Genomic DNA, 22,270 nt, shown 5'->3' with positions numbered 1-22,270 from the left:
TGCCTAGTGTCCATCAAACTGAGAATGAACCCTAATTATACCTGAAAGGAGAGAGATACAAGAACTAGTGAACTTTTTGCCAGTTGCTACTCTTGGAGTTATTCTAGAAGCGTTTTGTTTGCTCTTTAATAGTTTTGAGTTAGTAATACTGTCCCTTGGCCTGAATATTACGTGACTTTTTCTAAAGTAAGGGGTAGAAAATTAAATCTAAAACAAATCCGACATTCAACTACTTGCTTTGACAGTATTGTAAGAAGAAGAGATGGGCCTCTATATTTCTATAGTTGCATTTTTCACTTTGATTTTTCCTTTATATATAAGCTTTATTGGATTCTGAATCTTAGTTACTTTGGGATTGCCACTTCCTGCCCTGTATACCCTATAGATACAGTATCTATCACCTTTTTCTTTCATGAAACTCCATTCATTCTCTGATAGCTGGAATGTTCCCTTAGTGGCTGAGGGGGTAGCTTTCACCTCGACAAAAATTTCCCTCTCTTCCTCGATTATTTTAATATCATAAGGCTTGCCGCTTTCGCATTTTTTATTTTCCCATATCACCTCCATAACTACATTACCGTCCCTTTCTAATCTAAAGCCTTGTTCAGTATCTACCACAATAGCATCTGGATATTTTTCCATTAATTCATATTTAATGCATCTTAAAGCATATTCTTCTCCCCATCGTCCAATATCCTCTCTTGTTTTTCTGCTCAAGGTTTCTGCAGGTGAAGCAGTAGTTCCAAGAGGTGATAAAAGATGAATTTCTTCCATAGAAGACTTTTTGTTATGCTCTTCTCCTTCCTCCTTTAGTTGGCTTTGTTTTTGGACATCGTATTCTTCTACCATAACTGGAACTTCCTCTGGAGAAAATTCTGGAGTCCATTCTTTCTCTCTTGTTTTATCTGGAATACCTTTATTACTTTCGATAACACTCTCTCCTCCTGTTGGTTCTGTTAGCAGTTGAGAGGTAATTTCTGTCGATATTGAAGGCGGTGTTTCTTCGCTACCTTCACCCTCTTCTTTAGAAAACGTTTTTTCTGGTTTCTTTTCAGATAATAGTTCTTCTTTCTTTTCTTCTATCTTTTCAGTGTTGAGAACATTTCTTAGAAACTCGGCATCATTCTCAGGTAATTTCCCTATTTTTTGTATCTTTATAATTTCTTCTATTTCCGATATTTCCGATGTATTTATAATAAGCAACAAGAATGAATCAAGACCCTTAACTTCACCGAACACTTTGGAAAATTCTACTGCAAGATCGTTAAGGCTGGCATTGTTTCTTTCAATATACAAGTTCCCATCATGGTAAATACACTTTCTCTCGGTAACTTTATCTATCGTTTCTCCTCCACTAATACCTGTCGAATATTTAACTTTTAGAGTCTCTACGGCATAGACTTTAATCGTTCTAATTTTCTCAAATACTCCCTCTTTTTTGAGTTTTTCATAGATTGCATTTTCTCTCCAATAAAGGTACCGCAAAACATAGGGTATGATAGCCCGAATGCGATCTGTGAGTTCATAATCTTTTGAATATTTGCCTTCTTCAAGCAGCGGTTCAACTTTGGTGCTTTTAGATATATAGCGAAGACCACATGCTCCAATGAAAAATTTGATCTTGTCTATGTGATAGTCCTTAGGCAACCATAGGAAATGTATGTTTTCTTCGTCTTTAAACAGTTCATAAAGTTCATTATCATCATTTATGAAGATATCCCCAAGATTTCTCCTAAATTCGCCTTTATCCGTTAGGAAAATTGCTTCCTGAATAAAGTTCTTCCACCAATCTTCCTGAGATATGGGGTTCTCAACTTTATCGGGATTCAAGTTGCGGTTCAATTCTTCATATATCTTTACTATTGTCTTTTTATCTTCATCCGAGAGTTCAATTTTTCTGGATATAGAGAGCAAAACATTAGCGTAATCTTTAGGAGTGGGTCTTTCACTTATGCCCAATTTCTCAACAAAGAGCTTTTTGAGCTTGGGATAGTATCTCTCCAAATATATTCTATTTTTGCCGAAAATATTGCTTACGTCCCTCCATATAACTTCCTTAGTACTGTAATACTTTTTCTCTGCATTTGGGACAAAAATCAGGGGGTTTTCAGAAAACTCCTTCCTAATATTAGTTGCATCTTCCTCAAAATGCTTATCCAAGAACTCATACAGTTTCTCAAATTTTTCCTTATCCGTGTCCCCCTGCTCAACAAGAGCTTTTAAGTAATTCAGCACACCCCTTACGTTAGCTCGCGTGTTGATACCCAAGGCTTTAATAAGCTCTTCATTTTTAATCTCCACTGCTAAATATGGAACAGTATCACCTAAAAGTTCCCGAATTTCTGGTTTATCCAAGAATACCTCTGAGGGTCTCGCCAAGGTATTTTGTATTGTAGGAAGCTTAATCCTTTCTTTTAACTCCCTAATAAACGAGGAAGGAACTGTCTTATGATGCTCGTAATAATAGAACCAGTAGTAACTCATATTCAAGTATTTTGAATATTCTTTGTCCCAGTATTTGTCCAGTATAGCCAATAAAATTTTCATGTTTTCTGCATTTTCTTTTTCCAATACACTCCTAAACTCTGGGGAGAGCATCCAGTCTCTAATTGTATGCCCTCTAGTTGAATACTCCATTTCCTCTTCTGGTATTCCATGTTCCATTTGGAAAGCACACCGTGTATGGGGATTCCCCACTAATCCACAACTTCCTTCGTAATCCTCAACCCTCGGGACCTCATGAATCCCTATTTTTAAAAAGAACTCCTTCCATTCCCTAATTTTCTCCTTTCTTTTCTCTTCCAGCTCTTTAATCCTCTTTTCTATTTTCTTCACTTCTTTTCTGTGCTTTTTCTTCCATGTTTTGCTCTTATCTTTCAGTTTATTCTCTAACTCAGCAATTTCATCATTGATATGCTTAATATCCTGTTCAAGATAACACGGATGCACAAAACTTACATTAAGACCCTCAAATAACCTCTCCAAGTCATTCTCGTTCCCGTAACTCTTGGGTAGGTATATGTTTTCTGGATGGTCATAACTGTTCCTATTAGTGCGGATAAGAAGCGACTTTTTAAGCCGTTCTAATGGATCTTTCTTTGATTCCAACCACTTTCTATTTCCGTTTAGTCTCCTGTCACTTTCTTCGTAGTATTCGTTTAAGTGGTATTTAATGAACATTACATACCCCGTTAGAATGTCGGGGTCCTTTCCTCTCCACATACCGTTCTCATAGACAGGTAAGATATGGCTCTCAATAATCTCGTAGGGTGTTGCATGCCGAACTCCCAATTTTTCAAGGAACTCAAAAATTTTACCTCTCTCTTCCTTATATTTTAAAATAGTATTGATGATACCCCTCTTAATTATCCTAAGTTCACTCTCAAATCCATAAGTTTTCTCTTTTTCTATCTCTTTTTCTATCGGGAAGAACACGATGCCTTTGTTTATGGAAGTTAACCCCCCGTTCTCCAATCTGATAATGTTCAAACTCCTTAGATTCTCTAATTGCTCCTTAGAGAGATTTTTATTGCTTAAATACTTAAAAAGAAAGACAAACCATTCGTCGCTCTGTTTTTTAAGCCACTCAGTGTTTTCTAAACATCTAATCAGATAGTCAATTGAAAAATCTTCAACTCCTAATCTGCGTAAAATCTCCTTTTTTGCTTTTATTTTGTTTGATACGTATTCTCTTCCAAAGAACTTCTGCAAATCTTCATTGGTTACTATTCTCTTTATTTCTTTATCACCTATTAAAACTTCTGAAGGCTTCTTCCATGTGTTGGCCTCTGTTAAGACGCACTCTTCATCTTTAAGTCGTTTATATATCCCATCCACTATTGGCAAAAAGAACTCATCTTTAACTTCATTGAGGGGAAGATATTCATAAAAGCTGTATTTTAATTTTTCATCTTTCTTAAATTCCCTAACAGCGTCCATAAAAACATCTATAATGGAATTTCTGAGCCAGAGATTCCACATATTATCTTCTTTTATATCTTCCCGAGTTATGGAAAGGATAAAATCAGCTTGGATGATGAATTTAAATCCATATTTTCTGACAGGTAAAAAGGCAAAAACATGTTGCTCCTTTGAATCATCTGGCGAGCCATCTTCTTTTAATGGGAATGCCAAGATTATTTCTGTTTCTTTCACACCCTTTCGTTTGTCTTCAGAAATTTCAGGAGGCACTGTTAGAAGTTTTTTGACAACAAACCACCTCAGTATGGAGATTTTGTTTAATTTGCCTACCTTTTCCACTATTTTAATCTCAACCACGTTGTCTTTTTCAAAACGTTCGAATCTTCTGTATATACCTCTCGTCTGGTCTTCAATTTCAATTATCCTTAACTTTCGGAGGAATAATAGCAAATTAGGATGAATATCATCTAAATATTTAGGAGCTTCTGCCTTTGATTCGTCATTTAGCACCAATATAATGTTTGTCTGAGTGAGATCAACAAAATCAGGAACCTGCTCGATCCACTCTGGAATTAGCATTGTTAGCGGATCCTTTTTGTCGTATTTAAACCTAAACTGAAAGCTATTTGAGAATATCTGAACTTCGTTTGCTACCATAAAAACGGACTTAAATCCTATTCCCTTTTCACCAATGTACCCAAGAGATTTGTTTGTTTTTGTAGAACCTCCAATTTTACACAAAGCCCAGACATTCTCCTCTTTAAACCCAGTCTCATTATTTTGAATTATTAAATAATCTGAGGTTAGAACAAATTTGATTTTTGGAATCACGTCCTTTTCATATTCATTGTCTTCTGCATTTTGAATCAATTCAAAAATAAAATGGGGCTTTTTAGTATGAATATCTTCGGCAAGTTTTGCGGCATCCCTTTTAAACTCATCATTGCGTCGAATGTAATTTTTTACATTCTCAGGTAATCCACTGGAGTCGATACCAATTCCAAATAGTTCCTCTCGAATTTTCCTAATTACATCCTTTGGTTCCATCATTGATTTGCTTTGGGGGTTAATGTTTCCCACAACCCCCTTCCTCCATAGCTTTTGTATTCAGACAGATTTTATAGGACTTGAAAAGCATTTAAAGATTTTGCTTAACTTTGTTGGGATTATCAAAATAATCTGGGACTGTAAAGAAACTTTCCAGCCAGCTCCAAACAGAGGCAAAGGAGAACCTGTATGGAAAATGTTCCAAAATCTCTCGGTTCTTCTCTTTCGAAAAGTCTTGGCTGTCCGCGTTTCTCGGAGGTAGAGCAGTTTAGACACTATACTTGTTCTTGGCTCGAGTCCTCAAGTTTTCGTGTGGATTGCACGTGAATATCAGCAAAGAGAGAACAGATTCAACAACACTCTGCTCACCAAACCCCTCTTGTCTAAACCTCAACCTCTGAAAAGCCCACGGATACCATGGGCCCTTATCAACCACGAACTCGGGCTCACCCTCACAATACTTGAGAGCTTGAGTCAAGAACAAGTAAGTGTCTAAACTGTTTCTCTCCCAGAAATGTAAACAGTAGGACTTCTCGAGTATCCATGTCAACGACAATCCAAACGAAAGATAGCCTTGTGACTCATTATCTGGAATACTGTCATAAAGCTGCTTATTTTTCTGGGGAGATTCCGAGATAATACAGGATTGTGGCCGAGACTTTTAGTCTGAATCTTTTTCTATTTTGCTTTGAAGATTCTTATTTTGACAGTCTCTACTGTTAGGATAACTTGGGTATCACCTCCTGAACCCATTCAGCGATGTTTCAAGGCGGAGCATTAAACCGAGAATGAATCCTGACAAAATTATACCAGAAGGCAAACAGAAAAATAAACCACTGAACCCTCCTCCAGTTCTCAGCTCTGAAATTATTCCAGAAACGCTTTGTCCGCTCCTTCACAGTCCTAAACCAACGCTCAATACTATTCCTTGGCCCGAAAGTTACGTGAACATAAGCCAGCCCAAGGGATTTAAAAGCAGACTTGTACCCTAGCATTATCAATCAGAAAAACAGGCTGACCCTCGCAGGACTTTAAAACAACCAGAATAAAATCTCTAGCAACCCACCAGTTTCTGGTGGCTGTAATCCAGACTGCGAGGATTTCTTTGCTTTCAACATCAATCGCAGCCCAGAGAAATCTTTTCTGTCCATTGATTTTTATTACAGTCTCATCAACTGCGATAAAATTCCTCTGTTTCCTCACTGCGAGGATTTTTGGCTTGTAAATTGCTTCCGCTAGTTTTTGAACTGTTTCGGCTCTTGTGTGGCTGATTTCCAGTATTCTTCCAACTTGCCGGTAACTGAGGCCCTGCAATAATTCTACTGCCCAGATTTTCTTTTCTGCTGGGATTTTGTTCCGGCGAAAAGGTTTTAAGGCTGAAAACAAGCAGTATAGGATGATTTCAGCTCTCATCTCTCCCCCTTTTTCTGAAGAAGTATCAGAAACTTAAACCTAACGCCCCCTCTGCTTATCCTAACAGTATCTAACAGTATGTCGTAAAGTTTATAAATTGGTGTTGGCTTTAGTGTTATTGACGGGGGCGTGGTGTAGCCTGGTCCATCATCGCGGGCTCCAGAGGTGTGAAGACGAGCGGGTTTGCTGATAGGGGATGAGCCTTTGGAGCTCTGACCCGGAGAAACCCGCGGACCGGGGTTCAAATCCCCGCGCCCCCACCAATTTGTTTTGAAAATAAAAACGATTTTGCAGGCTCATTTCTTGCTACTTCATCATAAAAATCAGAAAGGAGAACGTCAATCATCGCCCGCTTTAGGGTTCTTCTTTCACGGTAACGAAGGAGACCATAGTTACGGTTTGTCCAACGCCTTTTATTTCTCTAAGCTTATCAATAACAACCTTTCCAATGTCCTCAGCTGAAGGGGCCCTAACCTTTATCAAGAGATCCCATTCTCCAGCAATTATGTGAACTTCATAAACTTCTTCAATTTGGGCGATCCTTTTGGCAACTTCCCTCTGTGTTAACCCTGAATCGGGTTCATACCTGGCAAGGACGAATGCTGTAGTTCCTAGATTGAGCTTCTTATAATTGGGTTTGATAGTGAACTTCTCTATGATGCCCTCACTTACGAGCTTTTTTATCCTGTAGTGAACCGTTGTCCTTGGGATGCCCAGATTTTTGCTTAGGGTGGCTATATTTTCCCTCGAATTCTCCTTAAGCTCTTTTAACAGTTTTAAATCGATTGTGTCCAACACCTCACTCATGCAAATCCCCCATAATTGTCAAATTTTCAATAAAACATCGGTTTTTATTGTCATTCAATCCTTTTTAAGGTTTTCTTTTAGCCATCGTGCGAACTCCCTCAGAGCAAGCCCCCTGTGGGAGATTTCATTTTTTTCCTCTATTTCCATCTCGGCGAATGTTTTGCTGTGGCCTTCCGGCATGAATATTGGGTCGAACCCAAATCCCTTACTGCCGCGTTTCTCGTTGATTATTTTTCCGTGCACAATTCCCGTAAACATATGGAGCTCCCCATCGTAATACCCTATCACGCTTTTAAAGTATGCTCTTCTGTCTTTAATTCCCTCCATAAGCTTGAGAATTCCTTCGTTCCCTAAGGTTTTGTAAACGTAGGCCGAGTAGACTCCGGGAAACCCCTTTAAACTCTCGATAAAAAGGCCGGAGTCATCTATGAAGAACGGCTCTGTTATGTGATCCTTTAACCACTCTACTCCAAAAGCGACAACATCTTCAAGGGTGTTTGCCTGTATCTCCGGGTATTTTACATTCTTCTGCACAACCTCTACGCCCAGGGGGGAAAGGTATTTTCTAACCTCCTCGACTTTCCCCTTGTTGGACGTTACAAAAACCAGTCGCATTGTTTTCACCCAAAGAGAAAAGAGGTGAAATATTAAAAAGCTAATCTATAGTGTAGCCAATTTTTTCGACAAGTTCCCTTCTTTCTTTCTTCTGTTCGCTGGTCTCAATCTTAGTTGCGGCTTTTCCATCCACTATTCCGAGAACGGAGCGCCCGAGTTCTGTTTCAGCTATTATGACCTGCATGGGGTTTTCACTGGCACCGTAGACCATGGCCACTGCCGGATGATTTTTGATGGTGTTGAGCACGTTTATTGGGAAGGCATTTTTCATGAGTATTACAAAAACGTGGCCCGCTCCAATCTTCAAAGCATTTTTTGCAGCCAGTTCTTCGAGTTCTTTATCGTTCCCGGTGTATCTCGTTAGCTGTGGTTTTGCCTCGTTCATTGCAATTCCAAACTTTATTCCGGGGACTGCAGTGAGAAGAGCCCTTGCCAAGTCGTCAACTGTGAAGATTGAGAAGTTTCCCTGACCGATTATGCACTCTACTCCTTCGGGCTTTTCTACCTCTACAACCTCTATTTTGACCATTCCCATCACCATCTACTACTTAATTTTTCATCACATAAAACTTTTTTGGGCATTATCTCCTAAAGGATGATCCAGTGGACAGCGCTCTTCAGTAATGACCCGTGGATATAAATGGACAGAGTTTGCAGCCTTCTATGTTTTCCTTTCCCACTTTCCAGAATCTCTGCACTCTCAACTATAGAATTCCCCAATAGGCCTAACATTTGTTGGTGATATCCTCCCGGGGTCTTTTTACGAAGGTAACGGTGTTTTATTAATTTACTGTTATTCATTGTCTCTTAATTACAATAAACAACAGTTAAAAAGGAGCCTAATGCACCTTTTTGTCGGGTATTGCTTTCTCTCCTTCAATCCAAAACACACCTTCATCGGTCACTTCTTTTTTCCATATCGGAACCCTCTTCTTTACTTCATCCACCGCCCACATGCAGGCTTCAAAAGCTTCTTTTCTGTGCTTTCCAGCGGCCACTATAAGAATCGTGTTCTCTCCAACTTCAAGCTCTCCATACCGGTGCCATATGAGCATATCCAGTATTGGGAATTTTTTCAGTGCCTCCTCTCGAATTCTCTTCATCTCTTCTATCGCCATCTCTTCGTAGGCTTCATAAATGAGCTTTTTAACCCTCCTACCGTGGCTTTCGTCTCTAACTCTTCCGAGAAATATCGCGATTCCTCCACTTTTTGGAGACGAAACCAGCTCAATGGCTTCAGCAATGTCAAAATCCTCGGGTTTTTTAAAGAGTTTAATCTTCAAGGTCTATCACCTCAAAGGAATTGTGCATTAAATCAACGATAAGCAGTTTATTTGCCAGTACTTCACCCTTCCCGGTTATGAGCTTTACAACCTCCGCCGCTTGTATGGTTCCTATAACTCCAGCTGTTGCCCCCAAAATTGGGAACTTTTCTTTCTTTTTTGGAGGAGTGGGAAAAATATCCCTGAGACTTTTTGTTTTTCCCGGAATAATGGTGGTTACCTGCCCGTAAAGGCCCTCAACGGCTCCATGAACAAGGGGAATTCCACTTTTATGGGCAAACTCATCCAGAAGGTATCTCGTCTCGAAGTTGTCCAGGCAATCAACAATAACATCGACGTTTTTGAGAACCTCTTTTACGTTCTCTCTTGTGAGCTTTCCAGCAAAGGTCTCTATTTTCACACTGGAATTAAAGCGCTCAAGCTTCCATTTAGCTGATAGTGGCTTTGGGTTCTTCCCCAAGTCTTCTTCCCAGTGAAGAATCTGCCTGTTTAAGTTGCTCAGTTCTGGGAGTTGCTCATCTATGAGCAGGAGGTTTACTCCCGCAGCCGCCAAATAATAAGCGACGGGGCTTCCAAGCCCTCCCACACCTACAACGGCCACCTTGCTCTTCTTGAGCTTTTCCTGCCCTTCAACCCCGAAAATCCTGATCTGTCTGTCGTATCTTTCCATTTCTTTTTCCGTTAGCATGTTATCCACCACTCGTGGGTGGGAATAAAGCTACAATGTCACCATCTTTTAGTTCCTCATCGAAAGAAGCGTATCTGCCGTTTCTTGAGATGTTCACATCTGCGCTGTCATCGTAGTCCTCGCCGAAAACCTCCCCTTTAAACTCAGGATGGAGTTCTTTTATCTTCTCAACAAGGTCTCTTATCTTACTTCCGTCCGGAAGATCAATTTCCTCCTCTCCCTTTCCAGCTAGCTCCCTAAAGCGGGCAAAATACCTTACTTTCACCTTCATCCTCTCACCATCCAAAATTACCAGCGTGGTTTATAAAAGGTTTGTCATAAAACAAAAGTGCCTACCACGGAACGCTTTTCCACTTCAGCTTATACGCCAAAACGTTGGCCCCCCAATGGATGAAGGGAGTTACAAGGAAAAGGAACAACACCTGCCCAGTCGTGAGAGTTTTTACTGGATAGGCTAAAACCAGTGCAGAGACTAAAAAGCCCCATTGGTCGAGACCAACTGCCGGATAACCTCTTTCCATACCTATTCTCCTCTTAACAAAGCTCCCGATCAGATCTCCGAGAAGAGCCCCAAAGGAGAGTGCAAAAGCAAGTTTTAAGGCAATCGGAAACGAGCCATAAAAATCGGGCCGGATTTGATACTGAATAATCCCTATTAAAACTCCCGTAAAAAGTCCTCCGAAAAAGCCCCTCCAGGTTTTCCCATCGCCAAGAATTCTTCTTCCATCGACAAAACTCTTTCCAAAGTCCATTGGTATTTTGCCTTTGAAGATTACCGGGGAGGCATTTGCAAAATACGCTGGGAGAATGTACCAAAAAGCCTCGAGCAGTTCATTCATTTAACCACCGGCCTAATTAACTTGGGCTTGTTTTTAAGGGTTTTCACTATTTAGCTTTTCTTCGAGGCACTCAAGAAGGGCTTTAAGGGCTTTTTCATCCTCATGTTTCAGAAATATGTTTAAGATTTTTTCCGTAATCGCGTTTCTTTGAAGGGCAAATTCTATCCTCTGCCGTATTTTTTCTGCCTCCTCGCTTTTATCGTTTTCCACTTCCTTCAAAGCCTTCAAAAGGTTTTCTCTGGTCTGCCTTACGTCTTCTTCTATTTTTTTATAGTAGGCCTCTTTCCTCCACTCCCGAATATTGTTTATTGCCTTATAATATGCCCTCTTGTCCCTTGGCTTTTTGAGCCTTTTTACAAGCCCGATGTTTTCCAGCAACTTTAATGCAGTGCTCACATGAGAAAGCGAGTATCCCGTTCTCTCCGCAATCTCTCCCAGGCTTAAAGGCTCGTCTTCAAAGAAGAGAACTCCATAGATATATCCGTAGAGCTCGCTCAATCCAAATTTCCTTGCGGTATTTGCGAAATGCTCCATCATGATCCTCTTAGCCTCCTCAACACCCATGCCTTCACCTCCTATCTCCACAATGTTTTTAAAATTTGAAGGCTATAAATCTTTCGGAAAATTCCGAAAGTTCAAAAGTTCAGAGGTGGGAGAATGCTCAAGAGGCTCGCGAGGGTAATAGTGAGATACAGGGTGGCGTTTTCATTGGTAGCTCTATTCTTGCTAGTTCTCTCCGTATACGGGGTACAGCTGCTGGAATTCGAAAGTGACCTCACTAAACAGCTTCCCCAAGATTTACCGGCAGTGAGAGATTATTTGACACTCCAAAATGAATTTCAAAGTGGGGATTCTGCTCTTATAATTGTCAAGGTGGCATCTATTGAAGAGGGAGGGGTTTACGATATTCGGGATCCCGAGGTTATAAAGTCAATCTACGAGCTCGAGGAGCGTTTAAGGGAGCACGAATATGTAACGGACACGACAAGCATTGCTGATATTTTTATTCAAATTCTTGGCAGATTGCCTGAGAACGAAGAAGAAGTTAGATTTGTTTTGAATACTCTCCCCCCAGAAGCCCTGCAGGGGTTGATAAGCTCCGATTACAGAACGACCATTGTAATAGCCGCTCTTACTGCGGGCTCTGGATCTCAAGCGGTGCAGAGGGTTTATGAGGACATTGAGAGGGATATAAATGAGGTACGCTTCCCAAAAAATGTGGAGGTTATTCAAACCGGAACAATTGGAATCACGTATAGAATCTTGGCAATGCTTCAAGGTGATCTAAACAGGACAATGGCAATTGCCTTCCTCTTCGTGGCGTTTCTGCTGATCTATTTTTACAAATCCGTTTTTAGGGCAATGCTTCCCCTTATACCTCTGGTATTTGGCGTAACAATGACCCTTGGTTTTATGGGACTGCTTGGGATTCCAATAGACATGGTAACTACCGTAGTTGGGGCAATGATAGTTGGAATGGGGATTGATTATGGAGTTCACGTAACCAACCGTTATTTTGAGGAAAGGAAAAAGGGTAGAGGTATTGAAGAGGCTGCAGAAGAAGCCGTGGCAGAGACGGGGAAGGCCCTATTGGGAGCAGCTCTAACGACTATAGCGGGATTTTTTGCACTGGCCTTTTCTCTCCTCCCCTCTCTTCAAAGGCTAAGCTTTGTCTTGATAATGGGCCTCAGCTTAGCAGCAATAAATGCGGTTGTAATAACCCCCTCACTTATAATCCTCTACGAGGATATTATGAAGAAAATCACAGGCAAACACGAAGTTCCGGAGATAAGGGCTCATTCGGGTTTTATTGCTAAGTCCTTTAACACCCTTGGCAGGATCATTAAGGGACATCCAAAAACAACTCTGCTTATTGTATCTCTGATTACCCTCGTGTTTCTCTATGGTTTAACTCAGGTGACAACGGAGGTCAGACTTGAGAAAATGATTCCCGAAGGCATACCAGAAATTGAGGCCATGAAGAATGTTAGATATGAATTCGGAGGCCAGGACGAGCTGGATTTAATAGTGAAGGCAGACGATGTAAGGGACCCAACAATAGTGAGGGACATATACCGCTTTGAGCAGGAGATACTTGCAGATTCTCATTACAACAATGTCTTTGAGACCAACAGCATAGCGGATGTAGTTGTCAGAAAATACGGTTACATTCCCGAAGACAAGGAAAAAATAAAGGAGGCCATAAAAGAGGGTAGAGCTCCCATAAATGAGGACTACTCGATGACTCTGATTCAGCTAAGGGGTAACTTCGGTGGAGTTAGGCCGGATGACTTTAGGGCTATTATGCGCTACTTTGAAGAGCAGGCAAAAAACGCTGATTTTCCCCCGGGAGTTGAGATAAGACCCGCTGGAGATTTGTACCTAAACTACGTTTTAGATGGCCTTACAAATCAAGAGCTCGGCAAAATATCCACCTATGGTAGCGTTCTTGTTGTGCTGGTAGTTATACTGCTCTTCAGAAGGCCGTTAGTTTCGATTGCGATGATACTCCCCATGTTCCTTGGTGCCCTTTGGACCGTTGGCTACATGGGGCTCGCGGGCATACCTTTCACTCAAACTTTAGCTGGGGTTATCTCGATGATAGTTGGTCTTGGAGTTGACTACGGAATGCACCTCACCCACAGGTTTTTGGAAGAACTTAGGGAGGGCAATCCGTATCCCTTAATCTCTGCTGTCGAAGGAGTTGGCCCCGGGATCTTGGTTGGGGCTTTAACTACGGCTGGAGGATTTTTAGCTTTGCTTAGTGGAGAGCTCACCGCAATACACGACTTTGGAAAAACTCTAGCGGTTGGAATCTTCGCTTCAATGTTTGCCGCTTTTACGGTAACACCTGCTTTGCTCCAGCTGTTTTATGGAAAAAAGATAAGGGGTGAGGAAAAATGAGAAAATACCTCGGACCTATACTGGTGCTGCTGATTGTCATGGGGGGTTTTAATCTTGTTATGGCTGAGGAAGAGCTTCTCTTTGAGGGTTATCTCAACAAAGGCGACTCAATACTCGTAGGACCGCTTGTGGTTGTCCTCCAGGATGTCCAGAAGGACTACGTAGAGAACGGGTACAAGGCCATGATACTCATCATAAAGGACAACAAGGTACTCAACATGAACTATACCTCGTTTAAAGTCCCCAACCCAGAAAAAATACAAAAGCTTCTCACAAATACTACCTTCCTCTACGCAATGGCAGAAACTCTCGGCTACAACACAACAAATCTCATAGAGTTAGCTCAATTCTATCTGTGGCTCAGCAGTGCCTCCCAAGAGGAGATTGTGGATGCGGTGTTCAAAACCGTCGAAGAGCATCCCGAACTGGGTATCTCGAAAGAAGACCTTCTTATGACGGTCACTTATCCCAATATAAGCCTCATAGGTGAAAACGAGACCATAGAAGTTGAGGTTGATGGGGAGAAAGTGGCTATTACAGCCCTTCAGATTTATCCAAACGGTGCAAGAATAAGCATAAGCGGCCCTTCTGAATGGAAAGCCTCGATGATACCGGCATACCTTACGGCGTGGGCTGAAACTCCGAAGAAAGTTAGGCCGGGTGATGAAATAACCGTTAAAGTGCACATAAAGAATGAAGGGGCGTTAAAGGCAAGGTTTATCACGGTGGTTGTGTCCCCGACACCGGTTTCATTGGCTCCTTCCGGTGGAGGGGCAGGTGAGGTAATAGCCCAAGTTGCATCCCAGAGCGGAGTTGTGCAGAGTGTTCTTTTGCCGGTTGATAGCGCGGTGAAGTACGTAGAATATCTTGACGGAAAAGAGGAGAAAGTAATTGAGTTCAAATTCAAGGTAAATGAAAACATCGCTCCCGGTATTTATCCCCTCTACATTTCACTTGCATATTACGTGCAGAGAGGAGAGAATTTGCAAATGTTGCAAGGTTTTGATTATTTCTCCATAACCGTAATTCGAGAGGGGGAAGCAACTTTTGAGATAGAGAACATCGAAAAACCCGAAGCAGTTCACCCGGGAGAGGATTTTGAGGTAACCATTGGTCTTAGAAACCTTGGTTTCGAGCCGGCAAAAGAGGTGCTTGTTGATCTCTCTCCCTCTTTGGAATTCCAAAATGGGGCGATATTAATCGATAACACAACAAAGCAGCACTTTACCTACATAGTGGGAACCAACAAGGTCATGGAGTATAAGTTCAGGCTGCACGTGAGTGAAGATGCCTCCACAGGAAGCTATCCGATGAGGCTGAAGGTTACCTACTACAGCGGTGATTCAAAAGAGCAGAGGGAGCAGACCTTTGACTTTTCAATTCAAGTTGTGAGAAGAAATCAAGCCTTTATCGAGATTGAGAGTGTTGAAATGGATCCAAAGGCAATAGAGCCTGGAGATGAGTTTGTGCTCAAGGTAAAGGTGAAAAACGTAGGCGAAGAGAGGGCAAGGGCTTTTTCCTTCAGAATAGAGCCGAGCGAAGTGAGTGTGCCCGGAGATGTTACAAAAGTCGATCTCTCTTTCCTCCAGAACCTTCCGATACAGGGAAGCCAGAGTATGAGCGAAAACCTTCAAGTTGCCATAAACCAAATAATGGAGCAGCTCGCTAGGGAGAACATCGATGCTTTCCTGCCCATTGGAGAGGATAACGTAAAGTACTTACCCGAGTTAGTTCCGGGAGAAGAGAAGATTCTGGAGTTTCACTTAAAGGCAAATGAAAGGCTCGAAAACGGTATTTATCCCCTAAAGGTTTCGCTGGAGTATCTTAGCACACCAAATGACGAAAAACTAACGGAAGACAGGTTAATTGGCATACCAATTCTCGGCAGGGAGCATATAATAATTTCAAAGGTTTCAACGTCTCCGAGCAGGGTTTTGGCTGGAACAAACAACGTGGAGATAAACTTTGAAGTGGAGAACATAGGCAGTGGAGGTGCTCGTTACGTAATCCTAAAACCAATGCCCGAGGATCCATTCGAATTAAGTGAGACGAGCGAGCAGATAATAAACATAGGCACTCTAAGACAAGGGGACTCAGCAAAAGCTAGCTTCAAAGTAAACGTTAGAGAGGGGGCAAAAGGCGGAACCTACGAAATCCCGATAAAGATGGAATACAAAGACTCATCGGGCAATGTTAGAGAGGACACAATCAAGATACCAGTAATAGTGAATGAAAAACCAAAGATAACCGTTGAGAAGGTCAGTTTTGACAAAACACCCACGCAGGGTGAGGAGGTGCTTGTGTACATAAGGGTCAAAAACATCGGTGGAGAGCAGGCCGAAAACGTGATAATAGAAGGCGTTGTGAAAGCCGATCAGCCCTTCACACTCTCAAAGAGATCCGATTACATTGGAACTCTTGACCCGGGCAAAGAAGGGGAAGGTGTTTTGGAGCTGAGCATTGCAAACAACGCCATTCCCAAAGATTACACGATTCAGGTAAGGATCAGGGCAGTTGGTGATAAAGAGAGCGGAGACGACAACGTGTACGTCTTCGAGGAATCAATTACAATTCCCGTTAAGGAAAATATAAAGACAAAAAGGAATCTGAGAACCGTTGGGGTGTTTGTCGGGATTCTAGCTCTGGTAGTAATCTTATGGACGTACTGGAGAGGGAAAAAAGGTGGCAAACCCTTTTAAGCTTTCAATTTTTTCAATTTTTAGGTGAAAGCTATGGGCATAGGCAAGATACTTGGGGTTATAGGACTCATCGTGTTTCTTTGGGTAGCTTACTTGGGCTATACGCTAATTACTCTAACCCCCCAAATAAGAGCCGAGTGGGGATATGTTGATGAGAACACTATTGAACTTGACGCAGCAGTATATTTTGGGAAATCCCTCCCGATTTCGATAAATATTAAGGAAGCGGATTTATACTGGGCAGGAATAAAGGTGGGCACGCTAAAAGACCTGAAAATTGGATTCTTAAAGGACAGTGCGAGGGGAGTGCTTGTTCTTAAAAACAGAGAGATAGTTGAAGCCCTAAAGGAGCACATAAGAAACGGGGAGCAGAGTGATATCAAGATAGAGGTGAGAGGTTCAATATTTGGCATTCCAATCATTGGGGGAAGTTTTTCACAGCCACTCAAGACTGACCTGCTCTCCTACATTGGCAATATAACGATAGAAAGCTCCGGGGACTTAATCAAAACTCCCGCAATAGAGGGAATGCCATCTAAATGGGGAGAAATAAACGAGAATAGCATTGAGATTCTAAGCGATCTAAAGCTTTACAACCCCAATCCTTTCCCCCTGCCCCTTTTTGGGGTTAAATATTACATAGATGCCAATGGGTACCAAGTAGCACAGGGAGAGCTCCTTGAGAAAGTCATAATCCCAGCAAACGGCAGGGGCACGGCAAAAATAAGAACGGTAGTTGACACGAACGTTCTTCCAGAGGTAATTGCAGAGCACATAAAGAGAGGGGAGAGGAGCGAGGTAACGCTGAAGCTCACTCTAAGTGTGAAGGTGCTCAACCAGGAAATGGAGATGCCGCTCCCAGAAATCAAGAAGAGAGTTGAGACGAACATAATTGAACAGCTGAACCTGGCTTTGGGTTGACCTAAACCTTTAAATTTTCCCTTCTATTTTTCCTTGAGGTGGGAGGATGAGAATGATCGAAATTCACAATCATCTAAACAAAATCTGGGGCGAGATTTTTGAGTTAAACGAGGTGCTGAGGGAAAAGCTTAGGCCCCTTGGCTTTAAGGTTGAGCCTGTGGAGGAAGTTTTCAATGCCTACATTTTTCTTGAGGGCGAGTGGAGGGAAATGCTCTATCCTCATCCCGCCTTTGAGATAAAACCCCAGGGAGAAGTGGGGGCAACGATTCAGAGCTTTTACTTCGTGTTTGCGATTCCTAAGGAAAAAATAACCAAAGAATTTGTCGTTGAGTTTCTCAAGAAATTCCCGCAAAGCTATATTTACGGGACGGAAAACTTTTTGGAGGACATCTACAATCACAACACCCCCAGAAACCCCGATGAAGTTTATGGAGAAATAGAAAAAAGTCAAGAACAGGTTTTTCAGTTTGAGGTCGAGGCCAAAGATAGCCAAGATATTGAAAACAAGCTCCTCGAATTTATAGAACTGGCAAAACGATATGAGACCCTTGAGATTTAGGTGATTTCATGTACAAGGAAGCTTTTCCAGAAGAGTTACAGAGGTACTACTACAACCTTTTTGGGAGTGAAGCGGAGGAGATAATGAAAAAGCTAAGGGAGCCGGTAGAGAAGTACTACATAAGGGTCAACACACTCAAGATAAGCAGGCAGAAGCTCATGGAAGAGCTTAGAAAAGAAGGGCTAAAACCAAAAAGAAGTCCATATCTTGAGGAAGGCATCTATTTTGAAAGGGAAGGTCCGAATTTTTCCGACGACTATGAACCTAAGTTGCCAGAAGTCATTGCAAATAAATTTGCAGCGGAGAGCGTTTACCAGGGGGCTCAGCTCTATGCTCCCGGCGTATTAAAGGCCGATAAAGGGATAAAAGAGGGAGATGAAGTCCAGATCAGGGATCCAAAAGGACTTCTCGTGGGCATAGGGATTGCACGGATGAGCGCCAAGGAGATGGTGGTTGCCACAAGGGGAATAGCCGTTGAAGTAACCCTCCCCAAATTCAAACTACCGAGTCTGAATGAGTTGAAGGCCTATGAGAAGGGCTATTTCTATGCGCAAAGCCTTCCTTCCATGGTTGTTGCCCATATTCTGGAACCACAGGAAGAAGACCTTATAATTGATATGGCAGCTGCCCCGGGTGGAAAAACTTCTCACATAGCACAGCTCCTTGAAAACAGGGGGGAGATAATAGCAATAGACAAATCAAAAAACAGACTTGCCAAAATGGAGAAAGAGCTCAAGAGACTCGGGGTAAAAAATGTTAAGCTCCTTCAAATGGACTCAAGAAATCTGCCGGATCTTGGGATTAAGGCCGACAAAATCCTTCTGGATGCTCCGTGCACGGCTCTGGGAGTGAGGCCAAAGCTCTGGGAAGGCAAAACGCCAAAGGAAATTGAAGCGACGGCAAGGTACCAGAGGCATTTCATAAACGCCGCAATAAATAGCCTTAGAAGAGGGGGGATACTTGTTTACTCCACATGCACCTTAAGCTACGAGGAAAATGAGGGAAATGTGCAGTATATGCTAAAGAAGGGGCTAAAACTTGAGGAGCAGAAAATTTTTATAGGCTCACCCGGATTGGGGATAAAGGAGGTACAACGCTTTTATCCCCATAAGCACCTCACCCAAGGCTTCTTCATTGCAAAGCTAAGGAAGGTGAGCTGATGAAGAAAAGGAACTCCCTCATGATCTTTGTTGGGATTGGGGTTATAATGGCACTTATATGGTGGGCCGGAATAGAGGAGACGTTGAAGCTTGTGATGGAAGCCAAGCCCGAATACTTTCTCTTGGCATTGCTTATGCAAATTCTTGCAACCCTTGCATGGGCTTTTAGGTGGGGAATATTTCTAAAAAGAGCCGGAGTGAAGGTTCGGATAAGGGACGTTATAATTGCCACCATAGTGGGAATATTTGCAAACAATCTAACCCCCGGTGCTAGAGCCGGAGGAGAGCCGGCTAGAATGTACGTGATAACCAAAAAGTCCAACAGCGGTTATGGCCAGGTTTTTGCAACCATAATGGCCGATAGGATTCTGGATGTCATTCCCGTTCTGCTTTTCACCCTTGTCGCATTCAAATATGCTCTCTCATTAAGGATAAAGCTCTTGCTGTCTGTTCTTTCCATCTCAACACTGGTGCTCCTTTTGATAGTGATTATAAGCCTTATGATTTCTTTGAATGAGACTCTGGCTTTTAGGGTGCTTAATAAAATAGCAGGGGTTATAAAGCGTATATTCCCAGAAAAATTTGCGGGGGTAGAGGAGACGCTTGAAGAAAAGCTCAAAAAATCTATAATAGATTTCAGGAAAACTTTCGTGGAGCTTTCCAAAGACCCCGTTGTGCTGGGCAAGACGTTGTTCTATTCTTTAGCCCTCTGGGTTTTCATGCTGCTCAGAACCTATTTTGTCTTTGAGAGCATCGGATACCATCTTGAGCTCCAAAAAATCTTAATTGTTCAAATGGCCGGCATTGCCCTGGGAATGATAAGTATCCTCCCCGGAGGAGTGGGAATAACGGAGGCAGTTAACTCTGCCCTCTATCTCAGCTTGAGGATCAATAAGAGTTTAGCAGTCACTGCAACCATCTTAGATAGGTTTATATCCTTCTGGCTCCCAACAATTATTGGGGGAGGATTGAGCGCTTATCTCGGCACAAAGCTAGGCAAGGACAGAGCGTGAGATCATGAAGTTTGGAATCGCCGCTCGAAGAGATCGTGAGGAGGCTTTGAAGCTTGCATATAGGGTATACGACTTTCTCAAGGTAAGTGGTTATGATGTTTACGTTGATGAAGAGGCCCATGAGAATTTTCCACATTTTTCTCCCGACGATGTAATCCCCCTTGAGAGAATGGACGTTGACATGATGATAGTCATTGGAGGAGATGGAAGTGTTCTAAGGGTCGAGCACAAAATTCCTAAGGATATCCCCATTTTGGCAATAAACATGGGGACTTTGGGATTTTTGGCAGAGGTTGAACCTGCAGAAACTTTTTTCGCTATTTCCAGAGTTCTTGAGGGGGACTATTTTATAGATGAGAGGATGAAAATCAGAACTTTTGTTGAGGGGTTGAAAATCCCCGATGCGCTTAACGACGTTGTGGTTTTAACCGGAATTCCGGGTAAGATAACCCACCTCAAATACTACATCGACGGGGAGCTTGCCGAGGAGATAAGGGCCGATGGGTTGATAATATCAACTCCTACAGGCTCAACGGCTTACGCCCTTTCAGCTGGAGGCCCTTTAGTTGATCCTCGGTTGCATGCTATTCTCCTAGTCCCCCTAGCTCCAGTCGCCCTTACCGCAAGACCCCTTGTTGTCCCGGACTCTTCATCAATTGAGATAGAGGTATTGACGGAAAGGGAAATTATCCTCACCGTTGATGGACAGTTCTATACCCAACTTCCACCCCATTCGAGAATAAGAATTGAGAAGTCCCCGAGAAAAACAAGGTTCGTGAGGTTCTCGAAAAGAATCTACCCAAAATACACGTTGAAGATAAAGAAGAAGTTTTAAGCTACCAGGTTACCTCCACCTCGTCGGTTCTAAACTTTTGCTTGACTATCGTCTCTTCAAGGCTAAACTTTATGCCGGCCTTGAACATCCTCAGGCCGGTATAGGCTATCATCGCCCCGTTGTCCCGGCATAGGTCATAAGGCGGCACGAAGAATTTCACACCTCTATCCTCGCACATTATCCTAAGCATTTCCCTCAAGCGGTTATTGGCGGCAACTCCTCCCACAAGGACTACTTCCTCTTTTCCTGTATGCGCTACAGCCCTTTCGGTAACCTCAACCAAAGCTGCAAAGGCCGTTTCTTGGAAAGAATACGCCAAATCTTCAACCCTATACTTCCCAGTCTTGTATTTTCTAACGGCCTCCGTTAAAATTCCGGAGAAGCTTAAATCCATGCCCTTAACGGCATAGGGGAGCTCAATGTATTTTTCCCCTTTCTGAGCGAGCTTTTCTATCTTTGGCCCTCCAGGAAATCCCAAACCGAGCTCTCTGGCAAACGTATCTATGGCGTTCCCTATGCCTATGTCGAGGGTTTCTCCAAAAACCCTGTATCTCCCGCCCTCCAAAGCCAGCACTTGAGTGTTGCCCCCGCTTACGTAAAGACCAACAGGGTCTTTTACTCCGAACATCTTTGTAATTTCCACGTGGGCGATGCAGTGATTGACTCCAACAATTGGTTTGTTGTATCCTATAGCTAAGGCCCTTGCGGCAGTTGCCACAACCCTCAAAGCCGGCCCTAAACCCGGCCCCTGGGAGAAAGCAATTAAATCTACATCCCCTATGCTAATCTTAGCCTCTTTGAGGGCTTTTTTTAGAAGGGGTCTTAAGAGTTTTGCATGGTGTTCAGCGGCTTCCTTCGGGTGTATGCCACCTTTTTCGGTTGTGAGAGTGTCAAATACGTTGGCGAGAACTTTATCTTCCGTCACAATCCCTATGCCAAGTGTATGTGCCGTTCCCTCTATCCCTAACGCTATCATCAAAAGAGATATTTGGAGAGGGTTTAAAAGTGTTGTTCATTAAAGAGCTTTCAATTCTTTTGAAGTCTTATTGGAACATTGAGAGTTGGGATAGTGTGAACAGGAAGGCTACAGGGCTTTCAATTCTTTTGAAGTCTTATTGGAACGGAGGTCTACCCGGACAGAATTGTCATCCGCAAGCCGGGGACTTTCAATTCTTTTGAAGTCTTATTGGAACACGAAATATACGCAACTGAGACAGTATACCCATTGCCCTTTCAATTCTTTTGAAGTCTTATTGGAACTAGAGCTCATATGTGTGCTGGGCGGGGAGGCTAAAGCCGTCCTTTCAATTCTTTTGAAGTCTTATTGGAACGTTATGTCAACAAAGTTGATACCCGTAGTCGTGACAGTCTTTCAATTCTTTTGAAGTCTTATTGGAACTAGATTACGCAGTAAGGGACGACATTCGACATGCCCTACTTTCAATTCTTTTGAAGTCTTATTGGAACACCCTTAACCTAAAAGTCCCACAGACAGTAGCAGTCCTCTTTCAATTCTTTTGAAGTCTTATTGGAACCAACTTGACTGCCCACAAGCTTTTGCCGGAG

The 22,270-nt window shown here is 42.5% G+C and carries 17 protein-coding genes, 1 tRNA gene, 1 pseudogene and 1 CRISPR repeat array (1 of these 20 only partly in view); of the genes and pseudogenes, 8 read left to right on the top strand and 11 right to left on the bottom strand.

Annotation, left to right across the window (positions count from 1 at the left end; translation table 11 throughout):
* Positions 1–270: 270 nt before the first annotated feature.
* Together ADU37_RS09405 and ADU37_RS09395 are read right to left on the bottom strand one after the other, a co-directional pair.
* Positions 271–5,001, bottom strand: coding sequence for a DUF3883 domain-containing protein (locus ADU37_RS09405; protein ID WP_058947337.1), 4,731 nt, complete (start codon positions 4,999–5,001; stop codon positions 271–273).
* A gap of 731 nt (positions 5,002–5,732) precedes the next feature.
* A pseudogene (locus ADU37_RS09395) lies at positions 5,733–6,381 on the bottom strand (IS6 family transposase).
* 123 nt (positions 6,382–6,504) lie between these two features.
* Between ADU37_RS09395 and ADU37_RS09390 the strand changes: the two are divergent.
* Positions 6,505–6,644: transfer RNA gene (locus ADU37_RS09390), tRNA-Trp, on the top strand.
* A gap of 91 nt (positions 6,645–6,735) precedes the next feature.
* Here ADU37_RS09390 and ADU37_RS09385 read toward each other — a convergent pair.
* The 8 genes from ADU37_RS09385 to ADU37_RS09350 form a co-directional block, all read right to left on the bottom strand.
* Entirely contained in the window at positions 6,736–7,188 is a 453-nt protein-coding gene (locus ADU37_RS09385) for an Lrp/AsnC family transcriptional regulator (protein ID WP_058947335.1), read from the bottom strand.
* A gap of 54 nt (positions 7,189–7,242) precedes the next feature.
* On the bottom strand, positions 7,243–7,803 hold the full coding sequence (locus ADU37_RS09380; protein WP_058947334.1) for an XTP/dITP diphosphatase: 561 nt from the start codon (positions 7,801–7,803) through the stop codon (positions 7,243–7,245).
* 40 nt (positions 7,804–7,843) lie between these two features.
* Positions 7,844–8,332: an adenosine-specific kinase gene (locus tag ADU37_RS09375; RefSeq protein ID WP_058947333.1), complete on the bottom strand. Its 489-nt coding sequence runs from the start codon at positions 8,330–8,332 to the stop codon at positions 7,844–7,846.
* Positions 8,333–8,642: 310 nt separating this feature from the next.
* A complete protein-coding gene (locus tag ADU37_RS09370; protein WP_058947332.1) occupies positions 8,643–9,086 on the bottom strand; it encodes a molybdenum cofactor biosynthesis protein MoaE in 444 nt (147 codons plus the stop codon).
* Positions 9,076–9,774 carry a ThiF family adenylyltransferase gene (locus tag ADU37_RS09365; protein WP_058947331.1) on the bottom strand — a complete coding sequence of 233 codons (699 nt, stop codon included), beginning with the start codon at positions 9,772–9,774 and terminating at the stop codon, positions 9,076–9,078. Before ADU37_RS09365 ends, ADU37_RS09370 begins: the two co-directional genes overlap by 11 nt.
* A 1-nt stretch (position 9,775) precedes the next feature.
* Positions 9,776–10,045 (bottom strand): ubiquitin-like small modifier protein 1, encoded by a 270-nt coding sequence (locus ADU37_RS09360; protein WP_058947330.1) that lies wholly within the window; start codon positions 10,043–10,045, stop codon positions 9,776–9,778.
* Between the two features lie 61 nt (positions 10,046–10,106).
* On the bottom strand, positions 10,107–10,613 hold the full coding sequence (locus ADU37_RS09355; protein WP_058947329.1) for a CDP-2,3-bis-(O-geranylgeranyl)-sn-glycerol synthase: 507 nt from the start codon (positions 10,611–10,613) through the stop codon (positions 10,107–10,109).
* 33 nt (positions 10,614–10,646) lie between these two features.
* On the bottom strand, positions 10,647–11,177 hold the full coding sequence (locus ADU37_RS09350; RefSeq protein WP_058947328.1) for a GbsR/MarR family transcriptional regulator: 531 nt from the start codon (positions 11,175–11,177) through the stop codon (positions 10,647–10,649).
* Positions 11,178–11,270: 93 nt separating this feature from the next.
* On the opposite strand from ADU37_RS09350, the gene ADU37_RS09345 reads away from it, so the two are divergent.
* The 7 genes from ADU37_RS09345 to ADU37_RS09315 are packed head-to-tail and all read left to right on the top strand — an operon-like array spanning position 11,271 to position 20,704.
* A complete protein-coding gene (locus ADU37_RS09345; RefSeq protein ID WP_058947327.1) occupies positions 11,271–13,517 on the top strand; it encodes a hydrophobe/amphiphile efflux-3 (HAE3) family transporter in 2,247 nt (748 codons plus the stop codon).
* On the top strand, positions 13,514–16,216 hold the full coding sequence (locus tag ADU37_RS09340; RefSeq protein WP_058947326.1) for a COG1361 S-layer family protein: 2,703 nt from the start codon (positions 13,514–13,516) through the stop codon (positions 16,214–16,216). Before ADU37_RS09345 ends, ADU37_RS09340 begins: the two co-directional genes overlap by 4 nt.
* 33 nt (positions 16,217–16,249) lie before the next feature.
* Positions 16,250–17,137, top strand: coding sequence for an LEA type 2 family protein (locus tag ADU37_RS09335; protein WP_058947325.1), 888 nt, complete (start codon positions 16,250–16,252; stop codon positions 17,135–17,137).
* A 46-nt stretch (positions 17,138–17,183) separates the two neighbouring features.
* Positions 17,184–17,696 (top strand): DUF3201 domain-containing protein, encoded by a 513-nt coding sequence (locus ADU37_RS09330; protein ID WP_058947324.1) that lies wholly within the window; start codon positions 17,184–17,186, stop codon positions 17,694–17,696.
* A gap of 8 nt (positions 17,697–17,704) precedes the next feature.
* Entirely contained in the window at positions 17,705–18,856 is a 1,152-nt protein-coding gene (locus tag ADU37_RS09325; protein WP_058947323.1) for an RsmB/NOP family class I SAM-dependent RNA methyltransferase, read from the top strand.
* Entirely contained in the window at positions 18,856–19,869 is a 1,014-nt protein-coding gene (locus ADU37_RS09320; protein ID WP_058947322.1) for a flippase-like domain-containing protein, read from the top strand. Before ADU37_RS09325 ends, ADU37_RS09320 begins: the two co-directional genes overlap by 1 nt.
* A gap of 4 nt (positions 19,870–19,873) precedes the next feature.
* A complete protein-coding gene (locus tag ADU37_RS09315; RefSeq protein WP_058947321.1) occupies positions 19,874–20,704 on the top strand; it encodes an NAD(+) kinase in 831 nt (276 codons plus the stop codon).
* A gap of 1 nt (position 20,705) precedes the next feature.
* On the opposite strand, the gene ADU37_RS09310 is transcribed toward ADU37_RS09315, so the two are convergent.
* Positions 20,706–21,680, bottom strand: a complete 975-nt coding sequence (locus ADU37_RS09310) for a bifunctional N(6)-L-threonylcarbamoyladenine synthase/serine/threonine protein kinase (protein ID WP_058947673.1) — start codon at positions 21,678–21,680, stop codon at positions 20,706–20,708.
* A gap of 47 nt (positions 21,681–21,727) precedes the next feature.
* A CRISPR array of direct repeats spans positions 21,728–22,270; the repeat unit is 30 nt; unit sequence CTTTCAATTCTTTTGAAGTCTTATTGGAAC; it runs 172 nt beyond the window's last position.

The organism is Thermococcus sp. 2319x1, from assembly GCF_001484685.1.
In the GTDB taxonomy this organism is placed as follows: Archaea; Methanobacteriota_B; Thermococci; order Thermococcales; family Thermococcaceae; genus Thermococcus_A.
This window is presented reverse-complemented; position numbering and strand designations above follow the sequence as displayed.

Coding starts and splice junctions, on each gene's coding strand:
- ADU37_RS09345 (WP_058947327.1), top strand. CDS start 11,271: ATGCTCAAGAGGCTCGCGAGGGTAATAGTGAGATACAGGGTGGCGTTT.
- ADU37_RS09335 (WP_058947325.1), top strand. CDS start 16,250: ATGGGCATAGGCAAGATACTTGGGGTTATAGGACTCATCGTGTTTCTT.
- ADU37_RS09310 (WP_058947673.1), bottom strand. CDS start 21,680: ATGATAGCGTTAGGGATAGAGGGAACGGCACATACACTTGGCATAGGG.
- ADU37_RS09375 (WP_058947333.1), bottom strand. CDS start 8,332: ATGGTCAAAATAGAGGTTGTAGAGGTAGAAAAGCCCGAAGGAGTAGAG.
- ADU37_RS09315 (WP_058947321.1), top strand. CDS start 19,874: ATGAAGTTTGGAATCGCCGCTCGAAGAGATCGTGAGGAGGCTTTGAAG.
- ADU37_RS09380 (WP_058947334.1), bottom strand. CDS start 7,803: ATGCGACTGGTTTTTGTAACGTCCAACAAGGGGAAAGTCGAGGAGGTT.
- ADU37_RS09350 (WP_058947328.1), bottom strand. CDS start 11,177: ATGGGTGTTGAGGAGGCTAAGAGGATCATGATGGAGCATTTCGCAAAT.
- ADU37_RS09330 (WP_058947324.1), top strand. CDS start 17,184: ATGAGAATGATCGAAATTCACAATCATCTAAACAAAATCTGGGGCGAG.
- ADU37_RS09360 (WP_058947330.1), bottom strand. CDS start 10,045: ATGAAGGTGAAAGTAAGGTATTTTGCCCGCTTTAGGGAGCTAGCTGGA.
- ADU37_RS09385 (WP_058947335.1), bottom strand. CDS start 7,188: ATGAGTGAGGTGTTGGACACAATCGATTTAAAACTGTTAAAAGAGCTT.
- ADU37_RS09340 (WP_058947326.1), top strand. CDS start 13,514: ATGAGAAAATACCTCGGACCTATACTGGTGCTGCTGATTGTCATGGGG.
- ADU37_RS09365 (WP_058947331.1), bottom strand. CDS start 9,774: ATGCTAACGGAAAAAGAAATGGAAAGATACGACAGACAGATCAGGATT.
- ADU37_RS09325 (WP_058947323.1), top strand. CDS start 17,705: ATGTACAAGGAAGCTTTTCCAGAAGAGTTACAGAGGTACTACTACAAC.
- ADU37_RS09355 (WP_058947329.1), bottom strand. CDS start 10,613: ATGAATGAACTGCTCGAGGCTTTTTGGTACATTCTCCCAGCGTATTTT.
- ADU37_RS09320 (WP_058947322.1), top strand. CDS start 18,856: ATGAAGAAAAGGAACTCCCTCATGATCTTTGTTGGGATTGGGGTTATA.